Origin of the sequence: Thermoanaerobacter sp. RKWS2, assembly GCF_026240795.1 — a bacterium.
Classification (GTDB): domain Bacteria; phylum Bacillota; class Thermoanaerobacteria; order Thermoanaerobacterales; family Thermoanaerobacteraceae; genus Thermoanaerobacter; species Thermoanaerobacter ethanolicus.
On record NZ_CP110888.1, the window covers coordinates 2,446,489 to 2,468,595 of the forward strand.

General features: G+C 34.2%; 14 protein-coding genes and 6 pseudogenes. 8 read left to right on the top strand and 12 right to left on the bottom strand.

Annotated features, from left to right (window positions below):
- The first annotated feature begins 359 nt into the window (after positions 1 to 359).
- The 4 genes from OEI98_RS12950 (at position 360) to OEI98_RS12965 (ending at position 3,667) form a co-directional block, all read left to right on the top strand.
- The gene (locus OEI98_RS12950; RefSeq protein ID WP_266040710.1) at positions 360 to 1,775 is read left to right on the top strand and encodes a FapA family protein; all 1,416 of its coding nucleotides are present in this window, start codon (positions 360 to 362) and stop codon (positions 1,773 to 1,775) included.
- A 129-nt stretch (positions 1,776 to 1,904) separates the two neighbouring features.
- Positions 1,905 to 3,188 carry a putative bifunctional diguanylate cyclase/phosphodiesterase gene (locus tag OEI98_RS12955; RefSeq protein WP_266038301.1) on the top strand — a complete coding sequence of 428 codons (1,284 nt, stop codon included), beginning with the start codon at positions 1,905 to 1,907 and terminating at the stop codon, positions 3,186 to 3,188.
- On the top strand, positions 3,185 to 3,331 hold the full coding sequence (locus tag OEI98_RS12960; protein WP_003870412.1) for a hypothetical protein: 147 nt from the start codon (positions 3,185 to 3,187) through the stop codon (positions 3,329 to 3,331). Before OEI98_RS12955 ends, OEI98_RS12960 begins: the two co-directional genes overlap by 4 nt.
- Before the next feature lie 120 nt (positions 3,332 to 3,451).
- A complete protein-coding gene (locus tag OEI98_RS12965; protein ID WP_003870411.1) occupies positions 3,452 to 3,667 on the top strand; it encodes a methyl-accepting chemotaxis protein in 216 nt (71 codons plus the stop codon).
- 6 nt (positions 3,668 to 3,673) lie between these two features.
- On the opposite strand, the gene OEI98_RS12970 is transcribed toward OEI98_RS12965, so the two are convergent.
- The 4 genes and pseudogenes from OEI98_RS12970 to OEI98_RS12985 all read right to left on the bottom strand — a co-directional run.
- On the bottom strand, positions 3,674 to 3,865 hold the full coding sequence (locus OEI98_RS12970; RefSeq protein WP_003870410.1) for a hypothetical protein: 192 nt from the start codon (positions 3,863 to 3,865) through the stop codon (positions 3,674 to 3,676).
- 13 nt (positions 3,866 to 3,878) lie between these two features.
- Positions 3,879 to 4,541, bottom strand: a complete 663-nt coding sequence (locus OEI98_RS12975; protein ID WP_266038306.1) for an SdpI family protein — start codon at positions 4,539 to 4,541, stop codon at positions 3,879 to 3,881.
- A gap of 86 nt (positions 4,542 to 4,627) precedes the next feature.
- Positions 4,628 to 4,852, bottom strand: a complete 225-nt coding sequence (locus OEI98_RS12980; RefSeq protein ID WP_014063538.1) for a DUF3006 domain-containing protein — start codon at positions 4,850 to 4,852, stop codon at positions 4,628 to 4,630.
- A gap of 156 nt (positions 4,853 to 5,008) precedes the next feature.
- Positions 5,009 to 5,571, bottom strand: a pseudogene (locus tag OEI98_RS12985) (Rpn family recombination-promoting nuclease/putative transposase); the annotation flags it as partial.
- Between the two features lie 175 nt (positions 5,572 to 5,746).
- On the opposite strand from OEI98_RS12985, the pseudogene OEI98_RS12990 reads away from it, so the two are divergent.
- Together OEI98_RS12990 and OEI98_RS12995 are read left to right on the top strand one after the other, a co-directional pair.
- A pseudogene (locus OEI98_RS12990) lies at positions 5,747 to 6,034 on the top strand (transposase); the annotation flags it as partial.
- The gene (locus OEI98_RS12995) at positions 6,004 to 6,540 is read left to right on the top strand and encodes a hypothetical protein (RefSeq protein WP_266038309.1); all 537 of its coding nucleotides are present in this window, start codon (positions 6,004 to 6,006) and stop codon (positions 6,538 to 6,540) included. The pseudogene OEI98_RS12990 and the gene OEI98_RS12995, both read left to right, overlap by 31 nt.
- 212 nt (positions 6,541 to 6,752) lie before the next feature.
- Here the strand turns inward: OEI98_RS12995 and OEI98_RS15175 are convergent.
- Together OEI98_RS15175 and OEI98_RS13005 are read right to left on the bottom strand one after the other, a co-directional pair.
- A pseudogene (locus OEI98_RS15175) lies at positions 6,753 to 7,304 on the bottom strand (hypothetical protein).
- A 396-nt stretch (positions 7,305 to 7,700) separates the two neighbouring features.
- A pseudogene (locus OEI98_RS13005) lies at positions 7,701 to 8,515 on the bottom strand (Rpn family recombination-promoting nuclease/putative transposase).
- Between the two features lie 264 nt (positions 8,516 to 8,779).
- Here OEI98_RS13005 and OEI98_RS13010 point away from each other — a divergent pair.
- Both OEI98_RS13010 and OEI98_RS13015 read left to right on the top strand, forming a co-directional pair.
- Positions 8,780 to 9,265, top strand: a pseudogene (locus tag OEI98_RS13010) (Lrp/AsnC family transcriptional regulator).
- A pseudogene (locus OEI98_RS13015) lies at positions 9,262 to 10,028 on the top strand (aminotransferase class I/II-fold pyridoxal phosphate-dependent enzyme). Before OEI98_RS13010 ends, OEI98_RS13015 begins: the two co-directional pseudogenes overlap by 4 nt.
- 363 nt (positions 10,029 to 10,391) lie before the next feature.
- On the opposite strand, the gene OEI98_RS13020 reads toward OEI98_RS13015, so the two are convergent.
- The 6 genes from OEI98_RS13020 to OEI98_RS13045 form a co-directional block, all read right to left on the bottom strand.
- Positions 10,392 to 15,071: a glycoside hydrolase family 66 protein gene (locus tag OEI98_RS13020; RefSeq protein WP_004398766.1), complete on the bottom strand. Its 4,680-nt coding sequence runs from the start codon at positions 15,069 to 15,071 to the stop codon at positions 10,392 to 10,394.
- 542 nt (positions 15,072 to 15,613) lie between these two features.
- Complete coding sequence (locus tag OEI98_RS13025) at positions 15,614 to 17,299, bottom strand: glycoside hydrolase family 66 protein (RefSeq protein WP_004398767.1); 1,686 nt, start codon at positions 17,297 to 17,299, stop codon at positions 15,614 to 15,616.
- A 4-nt stretch (positions 17,300 to 17,303) separates the two neighbouring features.
- Positions 17,304 to 18,395, bottom strand: a complete 1,092-nt coding sequence (locus OEI98_RS13030) for a glycoside hydrolase family 15 protein (protein ID WP_004398768.1) — start codon at positions 18,393 to 18,395, stop codon at positions 17,304 to 17,306.
- A 17-nt stretch (positions 18,396 to 18,412) separates the two neighbouring features.
- Positions 18,413 to 20,245 carry a glycoside hydrolase family 66 protein gene (locus OEI98_RS13035; protein ID WP_004398769.1) on the bottom strand — a complete coding sequence of 611 codons (1,833 nt, stop codon included), beginning with the start codon at positions 20,243 to 20,245 and terminating at the stop codon, positions 18,413 to 18,415.
- Positions 20,246 to 20,284: 39 nt separating this feature from the next.
- A complete protein-coding gene (locus OEI98_RS13040) occupies positions 20,285 to 21,118 on the bottom strand; it encodes a carbohydrate ABC transporter permease (RefSeq protein WP_003868296.1) in 834 nt (277 codons plus the stop codon).
- 15 nt (positions 21,119 to 21,133) lie between these two features.
- Positions 21,134 to 22,081, bottom strand: a complete 948-nt coding sequence (locus OEI98_RS13045; RefSeq protein ID WP_019908053.1) for a carbohydrate ABC transporter permease — start codon at positions 22,079 to 22,081, stop codon at positions 21,134 to 21,136.
- Between the last annotated feature and the right edge of the window lie 26 nt (positions 22,082 to 22,107).

Genomic DNA, 22,107 nt, shown 5'->3' on the forward strand with positions numbered 1-22,107 from the left:
CGAGAAGAGTTCTTGCATTTATGGATATCACATTCCCTACGAGCTTTGATTTTTCAAGAGTTTTACCACAATAAGGACAACGGAAGATAGCAATTTTAGAATAATAAGTTTTGGAGTTAATAGATAATAGTCGCTTTGAGCTTACAATGAGGCAGAAGATATCTTTGAATATAAAGTATCCATTAATATCCATTGGGGCGCCTAACATGCGGGGGTGTTTTTATGAAAATAGAATTAAGTGATATTTTGAAGAAAATGGGGGTTATTGTAGAAATTTCGGATGATGAAATGATTGTAACCTTAAAAAAACCCTTTTTTCTCCTTGGGGTGATGTAGATATTCATGAATTTTTAAATACACTGGAAGGCGATCTTCGTAAGAACGGAATTATAGTAAGTGTAGATAAAAGTGCGTTAATTAACGTATATACCCAAAATAAAAAAGAAGCAGTAATAGCAAGAGGAATACCATATAAAAGTGGCAGGGATGGTTATCTGGAATTTATTATAAATATCAATAAACCGAGAATTCTTTATACCGAAACATTCTCTGAAGAAGATATATTTAAGATGGCAAGTATACCCTTTGCAAGAAAAGGTGATGTTATCGGAAAACTACATAAACCCATAAAAGGTGAAAATGGAATTAGCGTAAGAGGTAGAATTATACATGCACCGCCTGTAAGAGATGTTGAAGTAAAAATTCTCAGCGATTCCATAGTTTTTAAAGAAGATGAAGATAAGATAGTTGCGATAGCTGACATAAGGCCGGTTGTACATAAAAAAGACGAAAATGATAAAGTTGTATATTTATTTAATTCTATTCCCATGTTAATTTACGAAGGAAGTATCACGAAGAATTCAAGGCCTGTAACATTCGATGGTGATGTTATAATAAACGGAAATGTCGAAAAAGGTAATCAAATAATTGTTTCAGGAAATGTTCAGATACTTGGTTCAGTTTACGAATCAGTAGTTCAGGGAGGGCAAAATATTATTATCCATGGCGGAATTGTTGATAGCCAGTTACATGCCGGTTTTTTACCAGGAAACATTTTTGATAAAATAGAACTTCACGCCGTAAATCTTATTGTTGAGAAATTATCGGCAATTTTTGTCCATATTAAAGAACTACCAACGGTTATGAATAATTCCAGACATTTAAGCGAGAAAATCAAATTAATCGAAACCTTAAAAGAAGAGTTAAAAACATCATCAAGAGAAATAAGTATGATACGCAGTTCAAATGTACTTCAAAACCTTCTGGAGCATTTAAAAAGTCTCGTTAAAACGCTCAACAACATTTTGGATTACGATATTATTGGTCTTATAAAACATTTGAATTCATTAAAAGAAATTTATGAAAAAATCCTCTTCATATCAAGGATTTTAGCCGAGGAACATGAAAACAAGGGGCGTATACTTGCAAAATGGGTTCATGACAGCAAAATTTATGCTATGAAGGACGTAATTATAACCTCAGAAGCAGGTTGTTATAACACAAAAATTTCTACAAATGGTTCAGTTTCCATTAATGGTAAGGTTAAAATGAGCACGATCGAATTTGACAAAAATATCTTTGTAAAAGAAGCCGGATCGCACGGCGTCGGTAGTTACGTATTATTAAAGGGAAGTAAAAATTCAATAGTAAAAATCCTTTACGGCTATGAAGGAGTCGAATTATACTTTGATAAAATAGGCTACAAATTAAAAAATGGTAAAAAAATAAAATTATATTTAGACAAAGATGAAAAAGTCGTTGAAGACATTATTTAATTTGTTTCAGTTGGCTTTTGAAAAATTCACCGTGGGGAATGGGAGCCTTTCCCATGAATCTGTTTGATTTTGAAGAATATATCATTTCTGTCCGGCATATCTTCGATACCGCCGACCGAATATGAAAGGATGATTTATGTGTTGAAGAAAAAGGAACTTAGAGATAAGAAGTATTATTATGATTATTTGACCCACCTTCCAAACAGATATTTTTTATATGAGTATTATAGCTCTAGCAATTGCCAATTTGTTGTTGCTCTCCTTGATTTTGATAATTTCACATACATTAACGATTCCTATGGGCATCATTTTGGGGATAAAGTGTTAGTTGAAATAAGCAAGATGCTGATTGAAATAGTAAAAGAAAAGGGAAAGATTTTCAGGCTTGGGGGTGATGAGTTCGTTGTTCTTTTTCACTGTAATTTGGATGAAGCAATAAGCGTTATAGAAAATGTTATAGAAAAGTTTAATTATGTTTTCAAAGTTGAGGAAAGAGATATCTTAACAACAGTGAGCGCAGGCATTTATGTATCAAAAGTAGGCGAACATATGGATGATATTATAAGAAAAGCAGATGCTGCAATGTTTGAAGCTAAAAAGTTGGGCAAATCAAAATATGTCATTTTTGACAAAACTATAGAGGACAAGATAATCGAAAAAGCTGAAATGATGGTAGATATCAAGAAAGCGATGTTAAACAACGAGTTTTACCTTTTATTTCAGCCTATTTATGATTTGAGAGAGAATAGGATAAGGGAAGTTGAAGCCCTTGCAAGGTGGAGGAACGACAAATATGGCGACATCTCTCCTTCTCGATTCGTTCCAGTGCTTGAGGAGACTGGTCTTATCAAAGAATTTGGTATTTTCATTATTGAAGATGTTTTTAAACAAATAAAAGATTGGCGGAATAAGGGTATCGAGCTTAAGGTTAACATCAATGTTTCTCCCCTTCAGCTTAGGGACGATGAGTTTTTCTTTAAATTTGATGAGCTTATTAGTAAATACAATACACCATCAAATCTCATCGGCATAGAATTTACTGAAACTCAAATATTAGACATTAAAGAGCAAAAGGTAAATAAAATAGACGAATTTTTAAGAAGGGGAATAAAGATTTCGCTAGATGATTTTGGAGTTGGATATTCTTCCTTAATAAACATGATAGAGTTTCCTATAAGCACTATTAAGATGGACAAAAGCCTTATTGACAGGATTGACGAAAACAAAGTAAAAACATTAATTAAGGGAATTTTGTATATCTCAAAGGAAATGAACTATGAAGTCGTAGCGGAAGGGGTAGAAACAGGGGAACAGCTTAGTATGCTAAAGGAATGGGGTTGTGACAAAATACAAGGTTATTATATATCGAGACCTAAAACTTCAGAGGAGATAGAACTGATGTTCAGAACGTGAACGTAAAAGGAAGTAAAAACATACTGAAAAATGTAAAAATAACAACTTTACTTTTTATTCTAATAGGAATAGTTGCCATTTCTTTTGGAATAATTTCATTTTTTGTTATAAATAACATGAAGATTTTAAGAAGCTATGAATAATTTGTATAATTCTAAAATGGCATAATCAGTTGAATTAAATGCTAAAAATTTAATGGAAGTTGTAAATAAAGCAAATTTAGCTTTTCAAAATCAAGAGGTATCTTTATAGGAGTATTTATCTTGTTGACGGTAATATCAATAATTGTAGGATTTGCTATAACAAAATTATTAGGAATCTCAATGAAGCAGATTAATGTTCTTGTTGAAAAACTATCAAATTATGACTTTACAGTGGAAATTGATAATGAAGGTAAGAACGAATTTGCTGAAATGAATAGTTCATTTAAAATATCGATATGCGAAAGAAGAGCATTCCCATGTCACAGGGCACTTTAGGAAATTTTACATAAATTTAAAATGTAGCTTCTTTTGCTGCATGATAATAATCCCTATAATTTCTAATCCGATGCCTACCCCGTTAAATATCCCTCGCAAAAAATCAGTAATATAAATATGTCTGCTTAGATATGTTGTAGTAGATATTACAAATATTCCTAATAAAACTACAAATAAGCCTAATTTATTATTTCCCATAGTATTGTCTCCTTTACTTTTCTTTGTTTTTGAAAACTATATAAGAATATACAACCGGTACTATAACAGCAGTAATTAACAGCACAAATATCAAAACAGCCACCCATGTACCGGTGAAAAAGGAAGCAAATAAACCGATAATACCTGCAATAAGCCATAGTTTTCCGCCTAGCTGGTGTGTCTTATTCCATACCTCTTCATCCGCCAACGTCCATGGAGTTCTTATCCCTACAAAATAATTATGGCGAAGTTTACCCATAGCACTTCCAAATCCAATCAGCATAAAAGGAATAATAAGATTGCCCATTCTATTTATATCAATCTTATAACCTAATGCAGAATATGTAGAAACAAAATATACTTCTGATAAAATAATTACTAAAACTGTCCTTATCACTCTATAAGCTCCAGCAAATTTACCATAATTGGCTCTTTTAGGGTCAATAAGGGGTATATACAACATTGCGAAATATATTCCAGTAATAATTGACGGCAAAATAAATATATCATGTTTTGGACCAAAACTATCCACTTGGCCCGAAATATTCCAGTGCATTGGAATTTTATCCGGCAAACGTCCAAAAACAGTAAACGTAAAAATCCATATCAATATGATGATCGCAATTAACCACCAATCTTTTTTGATTTCGTATTTCACATCGTAGTTCTCATACATAATATTCATACTCCTTTCCATGTTTATGATAAACTCGTTGTACATCTTACTTGTTTAATAATTTTGGCAAACATATTTAACATACATTATTCCTCTTTAAACAATTCTTTTGCAAGGTCTTCCATTATCTTTTTGCGGTTTTCTGTTTCTTTTTCGTCTATTAGGACGTTAAATATAAGCACATCTCCTTCTTTTGCGTTTTGAGGAAGAAGTTCTTTCGGAAAATTGAATGTTTTATTTCCATATTCTATTACTGCCCAATCACCTTCAAATCTGTCTATAATGCAGAGTCTGGATGTTTTTTTAGACATTATTTGCACCTCTCCATTAAATTCTGTTATATTTGATTTTAATGCTTTATTTAAGTAACATTCCTGCATCTTCATATTTTTCCCATGAATTTTATAATATCTATATTCATATATCTATCACATTAATATATCCCGCTTTTTAGTTTGAAGAGCGTGCATATCCGAAAAAATTCTCTCTATGACTTCCCTGCTGTAAACTATACCCGATAATATTTCTGCCTTAAAAGCTATGTCTTTTTTCTTGGCCGTATCTACAGGCATATTCTTTATTGAATTGCTTCCACACACTCTTTAAGATAATTTTCTCCTTCTCTCTTTCTTTTTTCTTTGTCCATTAAAGGCAAAAGTGCATATAAGTCATAATAATCTGTTTTTGTAATGTCTGTAAATTTTATTTCCTCTACATCAATTATTCTATACCTGTAGTCTAAAATATTTTGTTCTCCTAAGTTGTAATTTAATTTGTCTTCCATGTTTAACTCATTTTTTCCCATGTAAATTACTATTTGATAAGGTATTAGATTGTGTTTTTCCATTATTTCAAGGGAATATCTTAGCATCCTGTAAGGCATCTTATCATCATTGCTGGATTGAAATTATATATGTACAGCAATATCTCCTTTCTCGGTACTGCTTTTAAAGACCATGTCACTTTCTCTGTTTTCAACTTTCGTAAATTCAATGTTGAGTTCATCTTCTTCCTCCCGTTTCTCCTTAATTACCTTCTATTGTAATTATAACACACTTCACAGGGATAATAAATCCATTACACTCTCTAGATAGTGTCAAGATACTGTAGGATAATTTTTAGTGACAACCCATGGAATATGTAAGATCAGGGTTTTCCTGTTGTATTCGTTGAAACAGTAAAAAATATATCTATTGAAATTCGTCAATAGTTATTCGGAAAGTTCACTTTTAAACGATCTTAAAAGTTTGAATTTACCTTATTCTGAAGAAGAAATTACTAAAATCAAAAACAACCTTAAAAAAGAGCTAGATTTTTTCAAGTAAAGGGAACTACCACAAGAAGCATTTGCTATAATTATTGATGCTTATCATTGTGAAATTAAAGATTCTTCCAAAGTTAAAAAAGCTACCTGCTATATTGTTCTTGGTATTGATCTTGACGGCAAAGAAAACAAAGCTGATTGGAACAAAGTCTTCGAAGATTATTATACAGCTTTTCCAGTTACACTACTATTATCAGACAGAAGATTTTTGATAAGTCTCTTTTGTCTGAATTATCTAAAAAAGTATTTTTTGAAGCTGCACTACCAAAGCTTGTCGAAAAACTAAATGAAGAAAATAAAAAAATAATTCTAGAAAGAAACGAAGAAAGAAAGATACTCGCAAAAAGATATGAAGATGTTGTAAAAGGCATAAATATGATTGTAGACGTAATAGCACGAGGATATTTTCATCCCAGTCTTGATGATAAATTAACCGAACTTGAGCAGCAAAAAATCGAAATAGAAACAAGATTAAAAGAGATGGATAACTTACCTGATACTTCTTTTGTAACAAAAGAAAAGATAAAAGAATACCTTCTAAAAGACAAAGAAGTGTTAGAAGCGGGTGACCCTCACAAAATTAAACAAATTTTACCAACATTCTACTTTAATTGTTATGGATTTGGGTGCATTAACTACAATGTACAATCCTACAACTGCTGTTACCATAGTTAGTAGATTGATTATACTTTTTTCCACATCGGCATTCCCCCTTTCCTTATGTGAGATTTCCCGAAGTGCCCCATGCAGGGGAATGCCTTTTCCCACATATCTCGAAAATTTTTCTTCACATTAATTATTATATCATAACATATTCCAACATTTCTATACAAAATTTCTCAAAGTTTTCTCTTTAGTGCCATGGTAAAGTTAACGCTCTACTATTGCTATATCTTTATCTTAGTAAAATCGAACCCGTATTGATATGCTAAAATTGCCAGAACTTCACTTAGTCCATACTCATCAGCAGCATAATAGCTTTCAAGATTATCTAAAATACAGCTGTGGTTATTTCTTCTGCATAATTTAACATGAGGATAAGTACCATTGTGATGAGGCTGATACAATACCACCAAATCTCCTTTTTCTGCTAATCTCATCAGTTCATCCTTGTCGTATTTGTTTTTCTCTTCCAAGATTTTTCTGGCTGTTTCTCTAAATTCTTCAGCTCTTTCTCTTAAAACTCTATAGTCAAAGTCAACAGTAACGTAAGTATTACCTCCAGCAAGTATATCATTTGTGTAGTCATCCCATCTTATATATTCATATTCCTTAGCAATTTCTTCAACAAGCTTTTTAGATACTGTTAAATCCTTAATTTTAATTTCAATTGCTTCATCAAATGTATATGTTTTTGCTCTGACACTTACCTACCTTGATGTTATCCCATGCTTTTTTAAACTTTTTCTTATTTCTTCAGCAATTTCTTTAGCAGTCATTTTACATTCCCTCCCCTAAAATTTTTTACTCGCTCGTATTTGACAGCCCAGCGCTATAGCTTACTTTCTTACGCCATGCGTCCACACCTCCTCATTTTTTGTTTGCTTCTTGTTTGCCCCGGCAGTAAAAAACGAAGCAGCCTGCGAGCCGAAGGTCAAGGGGTCGGGGAGAGATACCGGACCGAGCGCAAGCGAGGGAGGATATGCTCACCGACCCCTTGACCGAAAGGCGAGTAGGCGTATAATCTATGAAGCGGGTGCAAACAAAAAAGCACGACCGCTGTGGCTTTGCCGCCTGCGGTCGTGCTATATTGATTCGGATTTTTGATTTGAGCGAAGCGAAAATGAAAAATCCGTACCGATGCTTGTAAAATAAAAAAAGCCTTGATTTAGGCTCTAATTTAATAATTTTTTTATTTCTTCTACAGATAATTTGGTAATTTGAGCAATTTTGTTAATATCCATTCCTTCTTTTAGAAGTTCTTTGGCTATCTCTATACTTTTTTCTCTTTCCCCTTCTTTTTTACCCTTCTCTAATATTTCTCTGTATATTTTTGATTCCTCAAGTATAGACATTCCTATCACCTCCGAAAAAATCCTTTCTATAATTTCCTTATCATACACTATCCCTGCCAGTATCTGGGCTGATATCACTATATTTTCCTTCTTTCCCTTATCTACTGGCATATCTCTTATTGCTTCAGCGCATTTCTTAAGATATTCCTCTTCCTCTTTTTGTCTCTTCTCTTTGTCTACCAGAGGTAAAAAAGCATATAAGTCGTAATATTTAGTTTCAGCAATATCTTCAAATTTTACTTCTCCCATGTCTATTAGCCTGTAGTGAAAGTTTAAAAAATTCTTTTTCCTAAATGATAGTCTAATTTATCCTCCATCTTTAATTCATTTTTGCCAAAATAAATTACTACTTGGTACGGCACTAAGTTATGTTTTTCCATTATTTCTGTAGCGTATCTTAACATTCTATAGGGCATTTTATTGTCATTATATGTCTGAAATTCCATATGTAGAGCAATGTCACCGTAGTCAGTAGTGCATTTAAATATCATATCACTTTCTCTGCTTTCAACTATTGTAAACTCGATATTAAGTTCATCTATTTTTGTGTATGTAAGTCCTAAAAAATATGATGCTATATCATCAGCAAGATTTGAAAATATACTTTTGGCAGCAATATCGTATTCTTGTCCCATATGAAAATTTCCCCCTTTGCTTCTACTGTAATTATATCACAGTTGAGTCAATTACCAAATATTAAAATCTCATTTAATTGCATACAAAAATTTGATCTTTTAAAATCCAAAAATTCATCATACTTGTTCAAAACAAAAAATCAACATAGACTTGACATTAATTACTTCTAAAATTCCTCACTTCAACTTATTAAATTATTGAATCGCATTCATGTTAGTATTATAATGATGAATAAAATATCATTCAGGAAGAAGGGCAAAAGTATGGACAAAACCATGAAAATTATTGAACTTTTACAAGAAAACAGCCGGCTTACGGAAAAGCAAATTGTGGTAGCTCTTGGGCTTACTGAAGAAGAAGTAAGAAATACAATAAAAGAGCTTGAAGACAAAAAATAATCCTAAAATATTCTCACTAATAAACTGGGAAAAAACAAATTGTGAAATAGTTACCGCTCTCATAGACGTAAAAGTAGCACCACAACAAGACCTGGGATTTAACTCCATAGCTCAAGAATATGCCAGTTTGAAGAAGTAAAATCTGTATCCTTGATCTCTGGAACATATGACCTTTCCGTAGAAGTAGAAGGCAAAACAATGAAAGAAATAGCGCTATTTGTGGCTGAAAAGCTCGCTCCTATTAAAGGAGTATTGAGCACCACAACCCACTTTATACTGAAAAGGTATAAAAAAGATGGTGTTTTATTTGAAGAAAATCAAGACAACAAAAGACTGGTGATAACACCATGAATACAAACAAATACATATCTGAGGTAGTAAAAAGTATACCATCATCTGGAATTAGGAAATTTTTTGATCTTGTAACTAACTCAAAAAATATAATATCATTAGGAGTTGGCGAACCAGATTTTGTAACTCCATGGAAAATAAGAAAAGAAGAAATTGAGACCCTAAATAGGGGAAATACCACATATACATCAAACTTAGGTCTACTCGAACTTAGAATAGCCATCTCTTGCTTTTTAAAGAAACATTATAACTTAAATTATGACCCTGAGAAAGAAATTATGGTTACTATTGGTGCTAGCGAAGCTATTGATTTAGCGCTTAGAGCCCTTTTAAATACATTGCAGCAGAGCATGAATTTATAGAAGCAATGAACAAAATTCATCAGTATACAACAATATGTGCTCCAATAACTGCGCAGTACGCAGCCATAAAAGGGATATACGAATGTGAAGAAGATATAGTAAAGATGCGTGAAACGTACAACCAGAGAAGAAAGTTTATCGTAAATGGATTTCGTGAAATAGGTTTTGACTGTTTTGAACCAAAAGGAGCTTTCTATATTTTTCCTCCAATAAAAAAGACAGGTATGACTTCTCAGGAATTTTGTAAAAAGCTCCTAAAAGAAGAAAAGGTAGCAGTAGTACCCGGAAATGCATTTGGTCCAAGCGGTGAAGGATACATCCGCGTATCGTATGCATATTCTATAGATAAAATAGCAAAAGCTCTTGAAAGAATAAAACATTTTGCTGAAAAAATATTGTGAAAAGTAAATATTCAGTTTTATACATCTTATTTGTATCACAATATTTCTACCTAATTTTCATCTATCCTAACTAGATAACATTTAACTATACTTTAATTTAGCAATCCGAAATTTTAACTTTAAATCTTTTCTTCATTTTTCTTATTTTGTGTTGAATTTAAAAATAAGGCTTCTCTCCCTCGTATATACTATGAGGAAGAGAAGCCTTGTATATACCTTTATTTTTCAATTTTTGTGCTTTACATTATTCACTTGTAAAAATTTCATCTAACATATCATTTTATCTTTTAATTCCTTTTCGCGTCTAGAGTCAGAAAATATTTAATCTTATAAAAATCAAACTTATCATTCTCAGCAATAGATTTAAAAATCAGGTAATCGTGGATCAAACCGGTTTAAGTAAGTAAGAACCGCCATCTGAAACCAGGAGCCCGTCACTGGTTCAACTGCCGTACTGATAAGCGGTTGACCATTGGTCCAGTCCACAGCTTCACCGGGTGTGACATAGCCACGAGCAGTTCGGCTGACATACCACTTAAGCCGAGCCAGTGCAGTGGCATCATCACCCCTCCAATGCTCAATCATAGATGCGTACATAGTCATTTGTGGCCAAACTGGTTCGGCTGCACCAGCCTCATACTGTCCACCGGGGCTGTATGGACTAGAATGATAGAACTCATCGTTTTCATATCGAGCAATGCCGTACCCGTCATGGGTCAGCCGTGATAGTACCTTAATGAGGTGATCTCGAATCCTAGTATCAGTCGGTGAAAGAAGACCAAAGACCCAAATCAAGTCCGATGAAGCATCAACCGTCGTTCGCGCTGTACCGTCTGTATTGATCGCCCGATTAAAATAGCGATTAGATTCATTCCAGAGACCTCGTGGTGAAGACAAAAACGATCGTAGAATCGCATCCTTGATGATTTGAGCACCCGACAAATAGTTATTTGCACGAGTAATATCACCTTTTTCTTGGGCTAACAACCGCCCAGCATTCAATCCTGTGGCATAAGTAACTTGAGTAAAAATATTATACTCGACCTGCTCCTCCCAGATAGAAGCATCAGCCGGACCAAACCCAGAAGCGTCAATGTTTTTGTAGATGAAATCACCAGCGCGGGTTACCTGCGTCCAAATGTTATTCAGAAAAGTCGTCGCTGCCGAGGGATCGCGGGATTTGAGTAAACTGTAATGCTGATAAACCCCGATGAGAAAAAGTCCAATGGCATCGTGTTCAGGCTCCACAAACGCGATCCATTCATTTGCCTTCCATACATTGTAATTTGTATGCCATGTCCCATCTGTATTTTGAACAGAGGCCATCCAGTTCCAATACTTTTCTGCCTCAGAAAGATGATTAGTAGCATCCATTCCCATAGCCGTTACAGCCGAGTCACGAACCCACACCTTGTACTGATAAGAGGGATTTGTAGCCGCGGGCCAGGAACCAAACTCCGGATGTTGTGCCTGTTTGTTTATGATGAGGCTCCGATCAAAGGCAGTATTGATACCAATATCAGACGTATTAACCCGCTGGCCGCTGTTAAGCCAATTATTATACTCGGCAGCAGTTTGGGTAAACCAGTAGTCAGCTGTCTGAGAACGAGCTAAATCTGCTGCTGCTTCCGCTTCCTCCTGGGTTGAACCGATAGCATAATAAAAAGCCAATGTTACGCTACCTCCAGCAGGCACGGTAATAAGTTTCTGAAAACCCATGCTAAGATTCTGTGACCAAAGATCACCGCACCTATTTAGAACACCGTTGGCGTCAAACTGATACCACGGTGATGACGTCTGACTGTTAGGATTGGAATCGGCGTCATTACCCACCTGATAACTATCCATAGTCTGAAAAGCACCCAATTCAATATAGAACTGACCAGTCTGGCTCATGTCAGTACCAAGTGCATTTCGACTCACGTCCCACCAGCCGTGTTGCCACCTTGGATTCGGATCGCTACTAGTCTTGTTGTTCAAATGAACTTGTTCTAGAAAGTTTAAAGTACGTGCGCTACTTGTCTGGTTTAAAAAAGTATATTTGATCACAAGAAAATTTTGGTTAGGCACCATAGCGTATTGTTTGGTGATCTGTACTGGCAAGGCTGAGCCATTATAGTTCAGATATCTCACGGTAAGGGTCCCGTCGTTTTCAAACCATGCTTCAGAATCAAAGCTATGAGCATTGGTATACTTTATGGGAGTAAGATCCGTTTCATCTCGGAAAAAAGCAGTTGCATCTACGATTTGATTAGTAGGCCAATCGCCTCTGAAATGAAGTTCAGCCAGGCGAGGACCATAATTTCCATTATCAGTCGGGCTTAATTTGCTAGCCATGTGAATACCTATCAAATTGGACCAGTTATTCATCCAAAAGGAGCGAGCTGAAGTTCTTGCTGGAGTAGTTTGTTGTAGAACAATCAGGTTATCAAGATTGATAGCACCATCATTTTCAGAACTGTACCAAAGTACCACTTGATGAACACCCGCTGAAAGCCACATAGTGGTTTCCACTGTATCCCACACATCCCAGTTATAAAGATTTCGGAATTGGAGAGCACCTGCATACTGACCATCAATAAATAAATTTCGCGTAGCAATAGTAGTACTGCCGTTCCCATATCGGAATCGAAGCGTGTAGGTATCACTAGTTGGAACATTTATAATAAACGATACACCTTTACCACTAGCATCAAAGTTGTCTACAAAACCGCTGCCCGTATATCCTGTATGATCGGTATTGATGTTAGTGCCGCTTTTAATAGCATATTCTGCTTCATACTGTCCATCTGGCGGTGTGGTTATCGTACGCTTTACATAAATCATATCCCAGTACTTTAAGCTTGGCACAGCAAACTGGATATAGTTACCTCGGCTATCATTACCCGTCGTATAAGTGAGTGGAATGGTCATACCGTGATCGAGATCCGGACTGGCAAGATATACGCCACTGACGGCGGCATTAGGTCCTGGATAGTATTTAACTCCAATGTTGCTTTGGAAAGTAGGCTGAACAGCTGGGTTACGCCACTGATCATCATTGCCCATTAGATTAATCAAATGTATGATATCATAATCAGACTTGCGTTTAACCATTTGCCAAATAGTACCAAAAGTTCCGTTGCCGCTTAAAGGTTGTCCAGTGGTCAGTGCAATCCATTGGTTGCCTTGGTCAGCTGGAACTATATCAGGATCAAAGAGTAAATTTTCATAAGCAGTAGCAAAACTATAGTAGTCTCTCATCGCTGCCTTGAGAGAATTACGCATTGACTTGGAACGGTTCGGATAATATTCATGCGCTAACATCTGATTAGTATCACCAAGCTCAATGTGTGTAGCACCGCTGGCAAACATCATTGCATCTGCCAATCGAACTGAATTTTCCTCAAACTCTCCAAGAGTTAAATGATCGACGTTTATAGCGCCTATATTGTCGCTGTCATACTTTAATGTCACACTATGAGTACCAGCAGTAAGTCCCTCTATTTGAATCCAGGCGTCTGCCGCCCAAGTATCCCAATTCACCTGATTAGCAAATGAGACTTGTCCCAGAAATCGTCCATCTACATAAACATTACGAGTAGCAGTAGCACCAGTGGCATTTGCATAACGGAAAACAAACGAATAATCACCAGTCTCAGGGAAGTCAATTGTCCACGTGATAGAATCACCCACCGTTTCAAATCCATCGACAAAGCCAGTGCCCGTATAACCAGGATGGTTTGTATTGACACTAACGCCTGATAGAATAGCGGATTCAGCTTCATATATTGGACCGTATTCCTGGTTGTAATTCATATAAGCTGCAAGTACAACAGGCTTGCCACCATTGTTTTGCCTGAGCCATTCGATGTAATTTCGGAGATCATTATATGTGTTAGCTTTCCACCAAATCTCGCTGAAGTCAAAGTCGCTGGCACCATAACGAGCAATTTCTCCCGCTGCCCAACCATTCACTGTGCCATCAACAATATTAAAAGTAACAACATTCTTTTTTGCATTATTAGATTCTAATTCTGACTTAACTTGTTGAAGAAACTGAGCGAATGTACTAGGCAAAGTAACGGAAAAGCCAGTATAATCGTAAACATTGTCTCGCTGCCCCATTTGATCGATCTGTATGCCGTCAAAACCTGCCGTATTGATAGCATCTTTGTATTCACTAATGATCCAAGTCTGCCAATTCACATTTGCTGGATTAAAAAGCCACAGAAACTTGCCATTATGAAAATCCACGTTAAACTGGCTTTGATGTGCCGTATCTTGAAAGATACCCCAGGTAGGGCTGATTCCCCACATTTGTTCATATCCTTCACGAGCTGCATAACTCATAGCGTAAGCCATGGCATAAGCATTAAAGGAGTGAACTGCTGCAACATTGTTTTGTATAGTTTGCCAAGAAAGTGTGCGATCAAAAAGATCAACCCAAGTAGAATCTATAACTCCATTGGTTCGCTTAATTAGCTTCTCATGCCGCCACATCCAGTCGTAAAATTGAAAAAGATTAAGATGATAGTCTTCCACCATCTGTTTAACCATATCTGTGGATTGCTGGGCAGTCTGTGAAACAGGAAAGTTTGAGATAAAACCATAGCGAGGAAACCGAAGCGGAGAGGAACTTACATCGATACCTGTTCCATTGAAATCTGTGCTTCCTGCCGCAATTCCGGCATAATAACCAACAAAGTCGGTAGGTGGAGCAGTCCATGTAAATGTGATTGTAATTGAATCCCCATTGGCAAGAGTAACTGACTGACTTGCAGTGTAAATTTGGCTTTCTAGTTTATTAATCTGAAGAGTTAAAGTGCCGGACCATGTTGAACCAGTTTTATTAATTAAATCAGCACTAATGGTAACAAGATCCCCTGGATTATATCGAGCTTTATCTGTATAAACCCGTTGAATCAAATTACCTGTTGAAGCGGCATAAGCAACAGAAACTCCTGGTGAGATAGGATAAGTAAATAATGTGAAAAAGTTAGACAACACGAAAATTACTATTAAAATTGTTATAAAGAGTTTTCTTCTATAAAGAGACAACATAATCAAAAACACCTCCTCATTTTATTTTTTGGTTTTCGGAGAATAACTTCAAAGTCATCATAAAATTAGTGGTTCTGCTATATATTTTCAAAGGAATTCCCCTGTTTTTGGCGAATTTTTGCACAAAATACGCACAAAAACAAAATGGAGGGAACCCTATGAAAACTAATAATAACCAATTGTCGTTTTTAGATAGATAATATCTAATACTTTCCTCAGACTCTATTCCTCTCACTTAATGTTTCAAGTTTTTTATTATGAAACTGAAAGATGTAGTATATATACTTCTTATTGACAATACATATATCTACCTCGCATAATTTCTCTCATTTTTTATACCATAACTCGCCAAGTTTATATCGTTAGCATCATTATACAATGGTAGCAAATAGGAATACCTCAGTTTCTCAAAAGAATTTTTATATAAAGTTTGTGCTTATCCTAATCTTCTAGATAAAAATAGCAATAAAATGAAGAGAGCTTAAATATAAGAAATAGCTCAAATATGTCCCATTTATCTATCCTTGAAATATTACATAAACTTAACTCTCACAAACTATATAAACCATATCCCAAACTATTAATTGTGGTATAACAAATCTAATAGCTTTCCCATGTTCATGAGGTACATATTCATAATCCAGTTTCTTCGGTTTACCAGAATCGATGTCTGGTGATGCTAAATATATACCTTTTACATTTTCTACTACAAGAGCAATAACTTCGATATTATTTATAATTTTGGATCTCTTTTCTTTCCCTTCATTCCACTTTGTGCTTTCTAGTCCAGTAAAGTTAATAAAATGTATTATTTTATATCCCGGTTTTTCTTTTATTAAAGTCCATACGCTATCCTTTTCAGCTTTTGGTGAAAACTTTGTACCTTTAAATACATACTCACCATTTATTCCTCCTGTATGTGTCATAGTATTATCAACAATATTAAAATCATATAAAAGTTCTTCATATCTTACAATGAAATCATAATAATTTCTTAGCTCTCTAACGAATCTCTCATTGTCTATCATTGTATAATTAGGATAATAGGCCTCTGTTAATATGCCGTTTAATTCACCAAGCAAAAGATGAAAGCCGCCACTTGCAAATATTGTAGCCATCATCATAATTGTCGCATTTTCTGCATATTCTACTGGGACATTTGATCTTTTTGAAAAAGGCTCCATGTATGCTGCAAGAATAACCTGCTTATCAGGAGCATATTTTTTCGCATTTGTAATTAAATTATATAAATCCTGATATGTATCATTTGGAGGCCATACTTCTATATATACAACATCCTGTTTCGCACTTGCTACTGTATCAATAGGCCAGTTATTTACAGCATTAAAAATTAAAGCAGGTTTATATCCATTTTTTTCGATATACTCCATTGTGTCATTAATTAACACAGGAAATTCATTCCTTAGTCTTCTTATCTTTTTCACACCACCAGCAATACTTAAAGCCTCTTTGGGGAAACCGTACTGGTCCATGTGTATACCATCAAATCCAAATTTAATAGCCTTTAAAAATTCAGATATTATGTGATTATGCCATCCAGATTCCTTTGATATATCCATAATGTAAATCAAATTTATAAGGTCAAAAACAGTTCCATCATTTTTATACAGTGCCCAATCTTTATGTTTATCATAAAATTCTTTTTCACAACCGTAAACAGCACCATAAGCAATAGCTGTCATACCAAATTTATGCGCATAATTAATTTTTTGCTTTACTACATCAATTAATAGGTTTCTACCAAGAGGATCAGCAAAACTATTAGTCGGGGGTAACAGTTCATGATGTCTATACATCCAGTCATAAAACTGTACTACATTTATATGATATTTGTTCAACTGTACTAAATCTTTATCATCGTTTTTATCTCTATCAAAAAAATCCGATAGAAAACCGTATCTCGGTGCTAATTTCCATGACTCGGTAATATCAAACGATGTTGATAAACTGTTAATCTTTTTATTATTCCTGTACAAATCCACTTCAACCCCAAAGCCCATCATCTCTTTTTCGTTTTTTTCTATATTAAACTCAAAAACAACTTTTTCGTCATGCAATTTTAATTCTTTTTCTGTTTTATAAAGTATGTCATGAAAATTTAAAACAGTACACGATACAGTATAGTTACCTAAATCATCCGTTACCTCAAATGTTGCAATAATTTCAACTTTTTCACCAGGCCTATATTGTGATTTTGACGGATACACATCTTTAATCCTCAAGTTGTACACCTGCCTTTTTAAGTTCATAGTCAAGTACTAAATACATAGCGTGTGACCACAATAATGGCTTTGCAATATTACCCCACTTATTAACCCAATAGGGATAATAAACTTCATTATTTAAATGATAAGGTACCTGTTCTGGCAGATATCCATTTTCATCCGCTTGCTCTTCTATCCATTTTTTTACTTCTTCCGCTTTTTTATAATCACCTGATTTGCAATAGTAAAGCCCCATCCATGCAGATAATAATATCCATTGGCCGCCACCATAATAAGTATCTTTTCTATAGCGGTGCATTCCCCCATTGTGTAAAAGTTCTTTTTCTATTCTTTTAATTGTATTTAGAAATATCTCATCATTTACATCAACTACTTCAAAAGGTATTGCCAGCCATATCAAACTACTGTCAACACTATTGCTTCCTACGTATTTTACAAAACTATTTTCAACAACACAGTTTGTCAAAATATAGGTCTTTATTTTATTCGCTAATTCTTTAACTTTATCATCATTTAAATACTTGTTTATAGAATTAAGTCCCCCATAAAGGCATGCTAGCGTAGAGGTATGTATTTTATCACTATTTTCTTCCCATACATCAAAATTAGGATAATACCATAAATTATCAATGTATTTAATTGTAATATCTATGCTTTTGAAAAAATCATTTATGAGTTCCGTCTTACCTGTAATTTTTATATGTTCTGATAATCCCCAAAGCCATGTGCCATATCCATCAAGTTGAAAATTACCCCATCCACTATCTTTCTCTTCATAACCTTCCAGCGTATATCGCGCATAAAGAAAGTCATTCGGTTCAAGTTTATTGCCATTTTTTATTTTCTCTATAATTTTATCCACTTTATAACTATATCTTATTATCACTTCATTTACCCAACGATAAAATTTCTTTGCTTCAGCATACTGCTCCACTAAATCCATAGAATACGCAATGAAACTGCCATCTCTCAACCAACTGAAATGATATGTTGGGAATGAAGGTGATGCTATAAATGAACCATATTCTGATTGATTATTTTTAATAATTTTAATACTCTTTTCTACCAAATTCTCCATTTCAATTCCTCCAAAAATTATTTTTTAATAAATATCATGTCCCAGTATTGCAGTTCAGGAACAGATATTTCCAGATATTTACCTTTACTATCTTCCTTCTTTTTAAATTGAAGTTTCATAACCTTACCATCATTAATATCTGGTGAAGCAAGATAAACATTTTTAATATTATCATCTTTTAAGTAATACTTCACCTTAAAATCTTTTATTATAGGTGGCGCACTATAATTCCCTAGATCATCTCTCCAATTCGAAACCTCAATACCAAGTAAATTTATCATGTGTATAACATCATACCCTTCTTTTTGTTTCGCATATGTCCATACTGTTCGTGCTGAACCATTGTTACTTATCTCAATTCCAGGTATCTCTATTTTGTTATCTGATTCTTTAAGCCCATCTCTTAACAGATTTTCATATGCTGTTAAAAAGTCATAGTAATTTCTCATAGCTTTTACAAGTGATTCCGACATTTTTAAATTTGCTGACGGAAAATACTCTTTTGAAAGCATTCCCGTATCACCAAGCTCAATATGGTCGCCACCAGCAGCAAATATTGCAGCATCAGTAAGTCTTACACTATGTTTATTAAATTCAGCACTTCTATCTGCAATGCCATAATTCATATACGCAGCTACAACAGTAGCTTTCTTGCCATCAGAATAATTATATCCATTATCGACAGTTTGTTTTAAAAAGTTATAATGAGCTCTTGCCGGCGGCCAAATTTCCACATATAAAAAGTCTACGTCAGCACCAGACGCAACATTAATAAGACCATATTCATTTACAGTATTGCATACTATTCTTTTCCCTAATGCCTTTTTCGCATTGTTTAAAAAATCTGCATATGTCATAGATAGTTCTACCAGATTCCCTTTGTAGTCATAAACTGTGCCTCTTGGCCCTAATGTATCGACATGCCATACATCAAAGTTATACACTCCAAAAGCATCCTTTTCAGCATTAAAAATGTAGTTTTGCCAGTCTTTATTTGCAGGATTAAAAAGGTACAATCTATCTGTCGCCCATGTATGTGGAAGTGGATGGTTATCTTGTTCTTCATGATTGGGATCTTTATAAAGACCCCACTCTGGTTTCGCCCCGTCTTTTACATAATCGAAATATCCTCCATACATAAGATTATAATTTGCAGCCATTATGTTTTTAGAGTGAGCAAGTTCAATGTAGTCCTTAACTGTCTGGCCATAGATATCCCTGTTTGCTATGTCTTTCCATTTTGGATCTGGGTTTTCAACTGTCCCGGCTAACGGCTTGTTATGTTTGTATTGCCAGTCATAAAACAATAATCCGTTTAAATGATATTTATTAAGGACTTCAATAATAAGGGCAGATTTTTCCTTACTCTGTTCAGGAAAATTAGCTAAATATCCGTATCTTGGGAATTTTGACCAATCAGAAGAAACATCCACAGCAGTATTCTTGTTATCTATTGCTTTATTTCCTTTTACGGCATAGACTTCCACTAAATATCCTTTAAAATCATCTTTTGGAGCTTCCCAAAATATATTCAATTGTTTTTTCTGACCACTTTTTATATTTACTTGTATTTTTGCCTTCCCCACAATACTCTCAAGATGTTTATAAAAAATATAAATCGTTCCACGAAAATCTTCTTGTAGTTCATTATTCAATTCTATCTTTATGGTTACTTTATCACTTGGATAATATCTTGCTTTATCTGTATATACATCGCTTATTAGTTTGCCTTTTGTTAAAGCTACTATATTATTGTCATCTTTAAAACTAAAAATATTTCTATACATGTAGAGTGCTCCAAATATAGCAGTTGATATTATTAATATTAACGCAATAATCTTTTTACTCAATTTTTAATCCTCTCCCATATTTATGAAACTCTATTATGCTCAACCTTTCAAAGCTCCTTCTTGGATACCTCCCCTTATAAAATACTTTTGGAATATGATAAATATTAAAATTATTGGTATAACAGCTATCAATGATGCTGCAAATACAAGTCCCCATTTTGTTGCAAACTGTCCCTGAAACATTCTTATCGCAATGGGCAATGTTCTTTTTATTGGGGTCTTTATTAGTGTCAATGCAGTGAAAAACTCATCCCATGTACCTGAAAAAGCAAAAATTGCAAAAGTTGCTAATGCAGGTTTTGAAAGTGGCAGTATTATGTGTCTGTATATAGTCCACCTAGAACCTCCATCAATAATAATTGACTCTTCCAATTCTCTTGGTATCTGTTCAAAAAAGCCCTTCAAAAAAAATGTATTTCCTGCAATTCCTCCTCCTACATATAGGAGTAAAAGTCCTGTATATGTGTCAACAAGATGCATTCCATTAATAACCGTATATTGTGCTACAATGTTTAAAACTCCTGGTACCATCATTGTAAAAAGATAGATATTAAAAATTAAATTTTTGCCAGGAAAATTGAACCTTGCAAACCCATATGCTGATAAGGTAGAAATAAAGAGAGACAATATTGTATTCGTTATTGCGAGAAATAAGCTATTTAAAAAGTATCTTTCGAAATTGTTAGCATTCCACGCCTCTATAAAATTGCCTAAGTATAAAGATTTTGGTATCAAAATAGGAGGATATGGCATAACATACGTATCTTGTGTCAAAGCTGTAGCTACCATGTACATAAAAGGAATAACCATGGCAGCAGAACAAATCAATAGCAAAATATGAATAATAAGTTGACCAAATTTGCTTTTAACCATAAATATTGCCCCTTTTTAATAATTAAACTCATCATACTTCAAGAGTCTTTTTAGTAACAAAGTTATAGCCATAATTACTATACCAATTATTACACTAATTGCAGATGCATATCCGAATTCAAAATCTGAAAACGCCCTATTATACATATAATTCAAAAGCACATCCGTTGTACCAAGTGGAGCACCATTTGTTATCATCATAACTTGTATAAATACTCCAAATGCACCTATAATTAGATTTATCAATATAAAAAAAGTGGTAGGTTTTATTAACGGTATAATAATCTTAAAAAACGTTTGAACAGGGTTAGCCCCGTCTACTTCAGCAGCTTCGTACAGCTCATTTGGTATACCTTGAAGTGCTGCCAAGTATATAACCATTACCCATCCTATACCCTTCCATATGCCAAGAACCCAGATTACAAAGTTAGCTGTCCATGTATTCTGAAGCCAGGAAATAGGATCAGAAATTAAATGTAGCTTCAACAATGCATAATTAATTAGACCTTCTTTACCATCTGTAAATAAATATTTAAAAATTAATGAAACAACTATCCAGGAAGTAATTACAGGTATATATATCATAACTTTATATAAATTTTTCCCTTTGATTACATTGTTAATTAAAACTGCAACAATAAGCCCTATCGCCATTTGACCAGGTACTGTAACAACTCCATATAAAACCGTATTTCTAAAAGCTAACCAAAATTTTTCACTGTGAAACGCTCTCATAAAATTTGCAAACCCTACAAACTCACTGGGTTGCCCTGGCATTATATTGTAATTTGTAAAAGCCATATAAATATTTTTTATTTGTGGATAAACAACAAATACAGATAATAAAACTAACCCTAATCCTATAAAAGGCAAAACCTCAAACCATTCTTTAAATTTTTGCTTAAAATGGCTATTCTTTTTGTTATTTTTACTTTTATTTTCTAATATAGACTGTGATAACATTGAATCCAACTCCTTTTTGTAAGAAG

Coding starts and splice junctions, on each gene's coding strand:
- OEI98_RS12955 (WP_266038301.1), top strand. CDS start 1,905: ATGATTTATGTGTTGAAGAAAAAGGAACTTAGAGATAAGAAGTATTAT.
- OEI98_RS12970 (WP_003870410.1), bottom strand. CDS start 3,865: ATGGGAAATAATAAATTAGGCTTATTTGTAGTTTTATTAGGAATATTT.
- OEI98_RS12975 (WP_266038306.1), bottom strand. CDS start 4,541: ATGTATGAGAACTACGATGTGAAATACGAAATCAAAAAAGATTGGTGG.
- OEI98_RS12980 (WP_014063538.1), bottom strand. CDS start 4,852: ATGTCTAAAAAAACATCCAGACTCTGCATTATAGACAGATTTGAAGGT.
- OEI98_RS13020 (WP_004398766.1), bottom strand. CDS start 15,071: ATGTTGTCTCTTTATAGAAGAAAACTCTTTATAACAATTTTAATAGTA.
- OEI98_RS13030 (WP_004398768.1), bottom strand. CDS start 18,395: ATGGAGAATTTGGTAGAAAAGAGTATTAAAATTATTAAAAATAATCAA.
- OEI98_RS13040 (WP_003868296.1), bottom strand. CDS start 21,118: ATGGTTAAAAGCAAATTTGGTCAACTTATTATTCATATTTTGCTATTG.
- OEI98_RS13045 (WP_019908053.1), bottom strand. CDS start 22,081: ATGTTATCACAGTCTATATTAGAAAATAAAAGTAAAAATAACAAAAAG.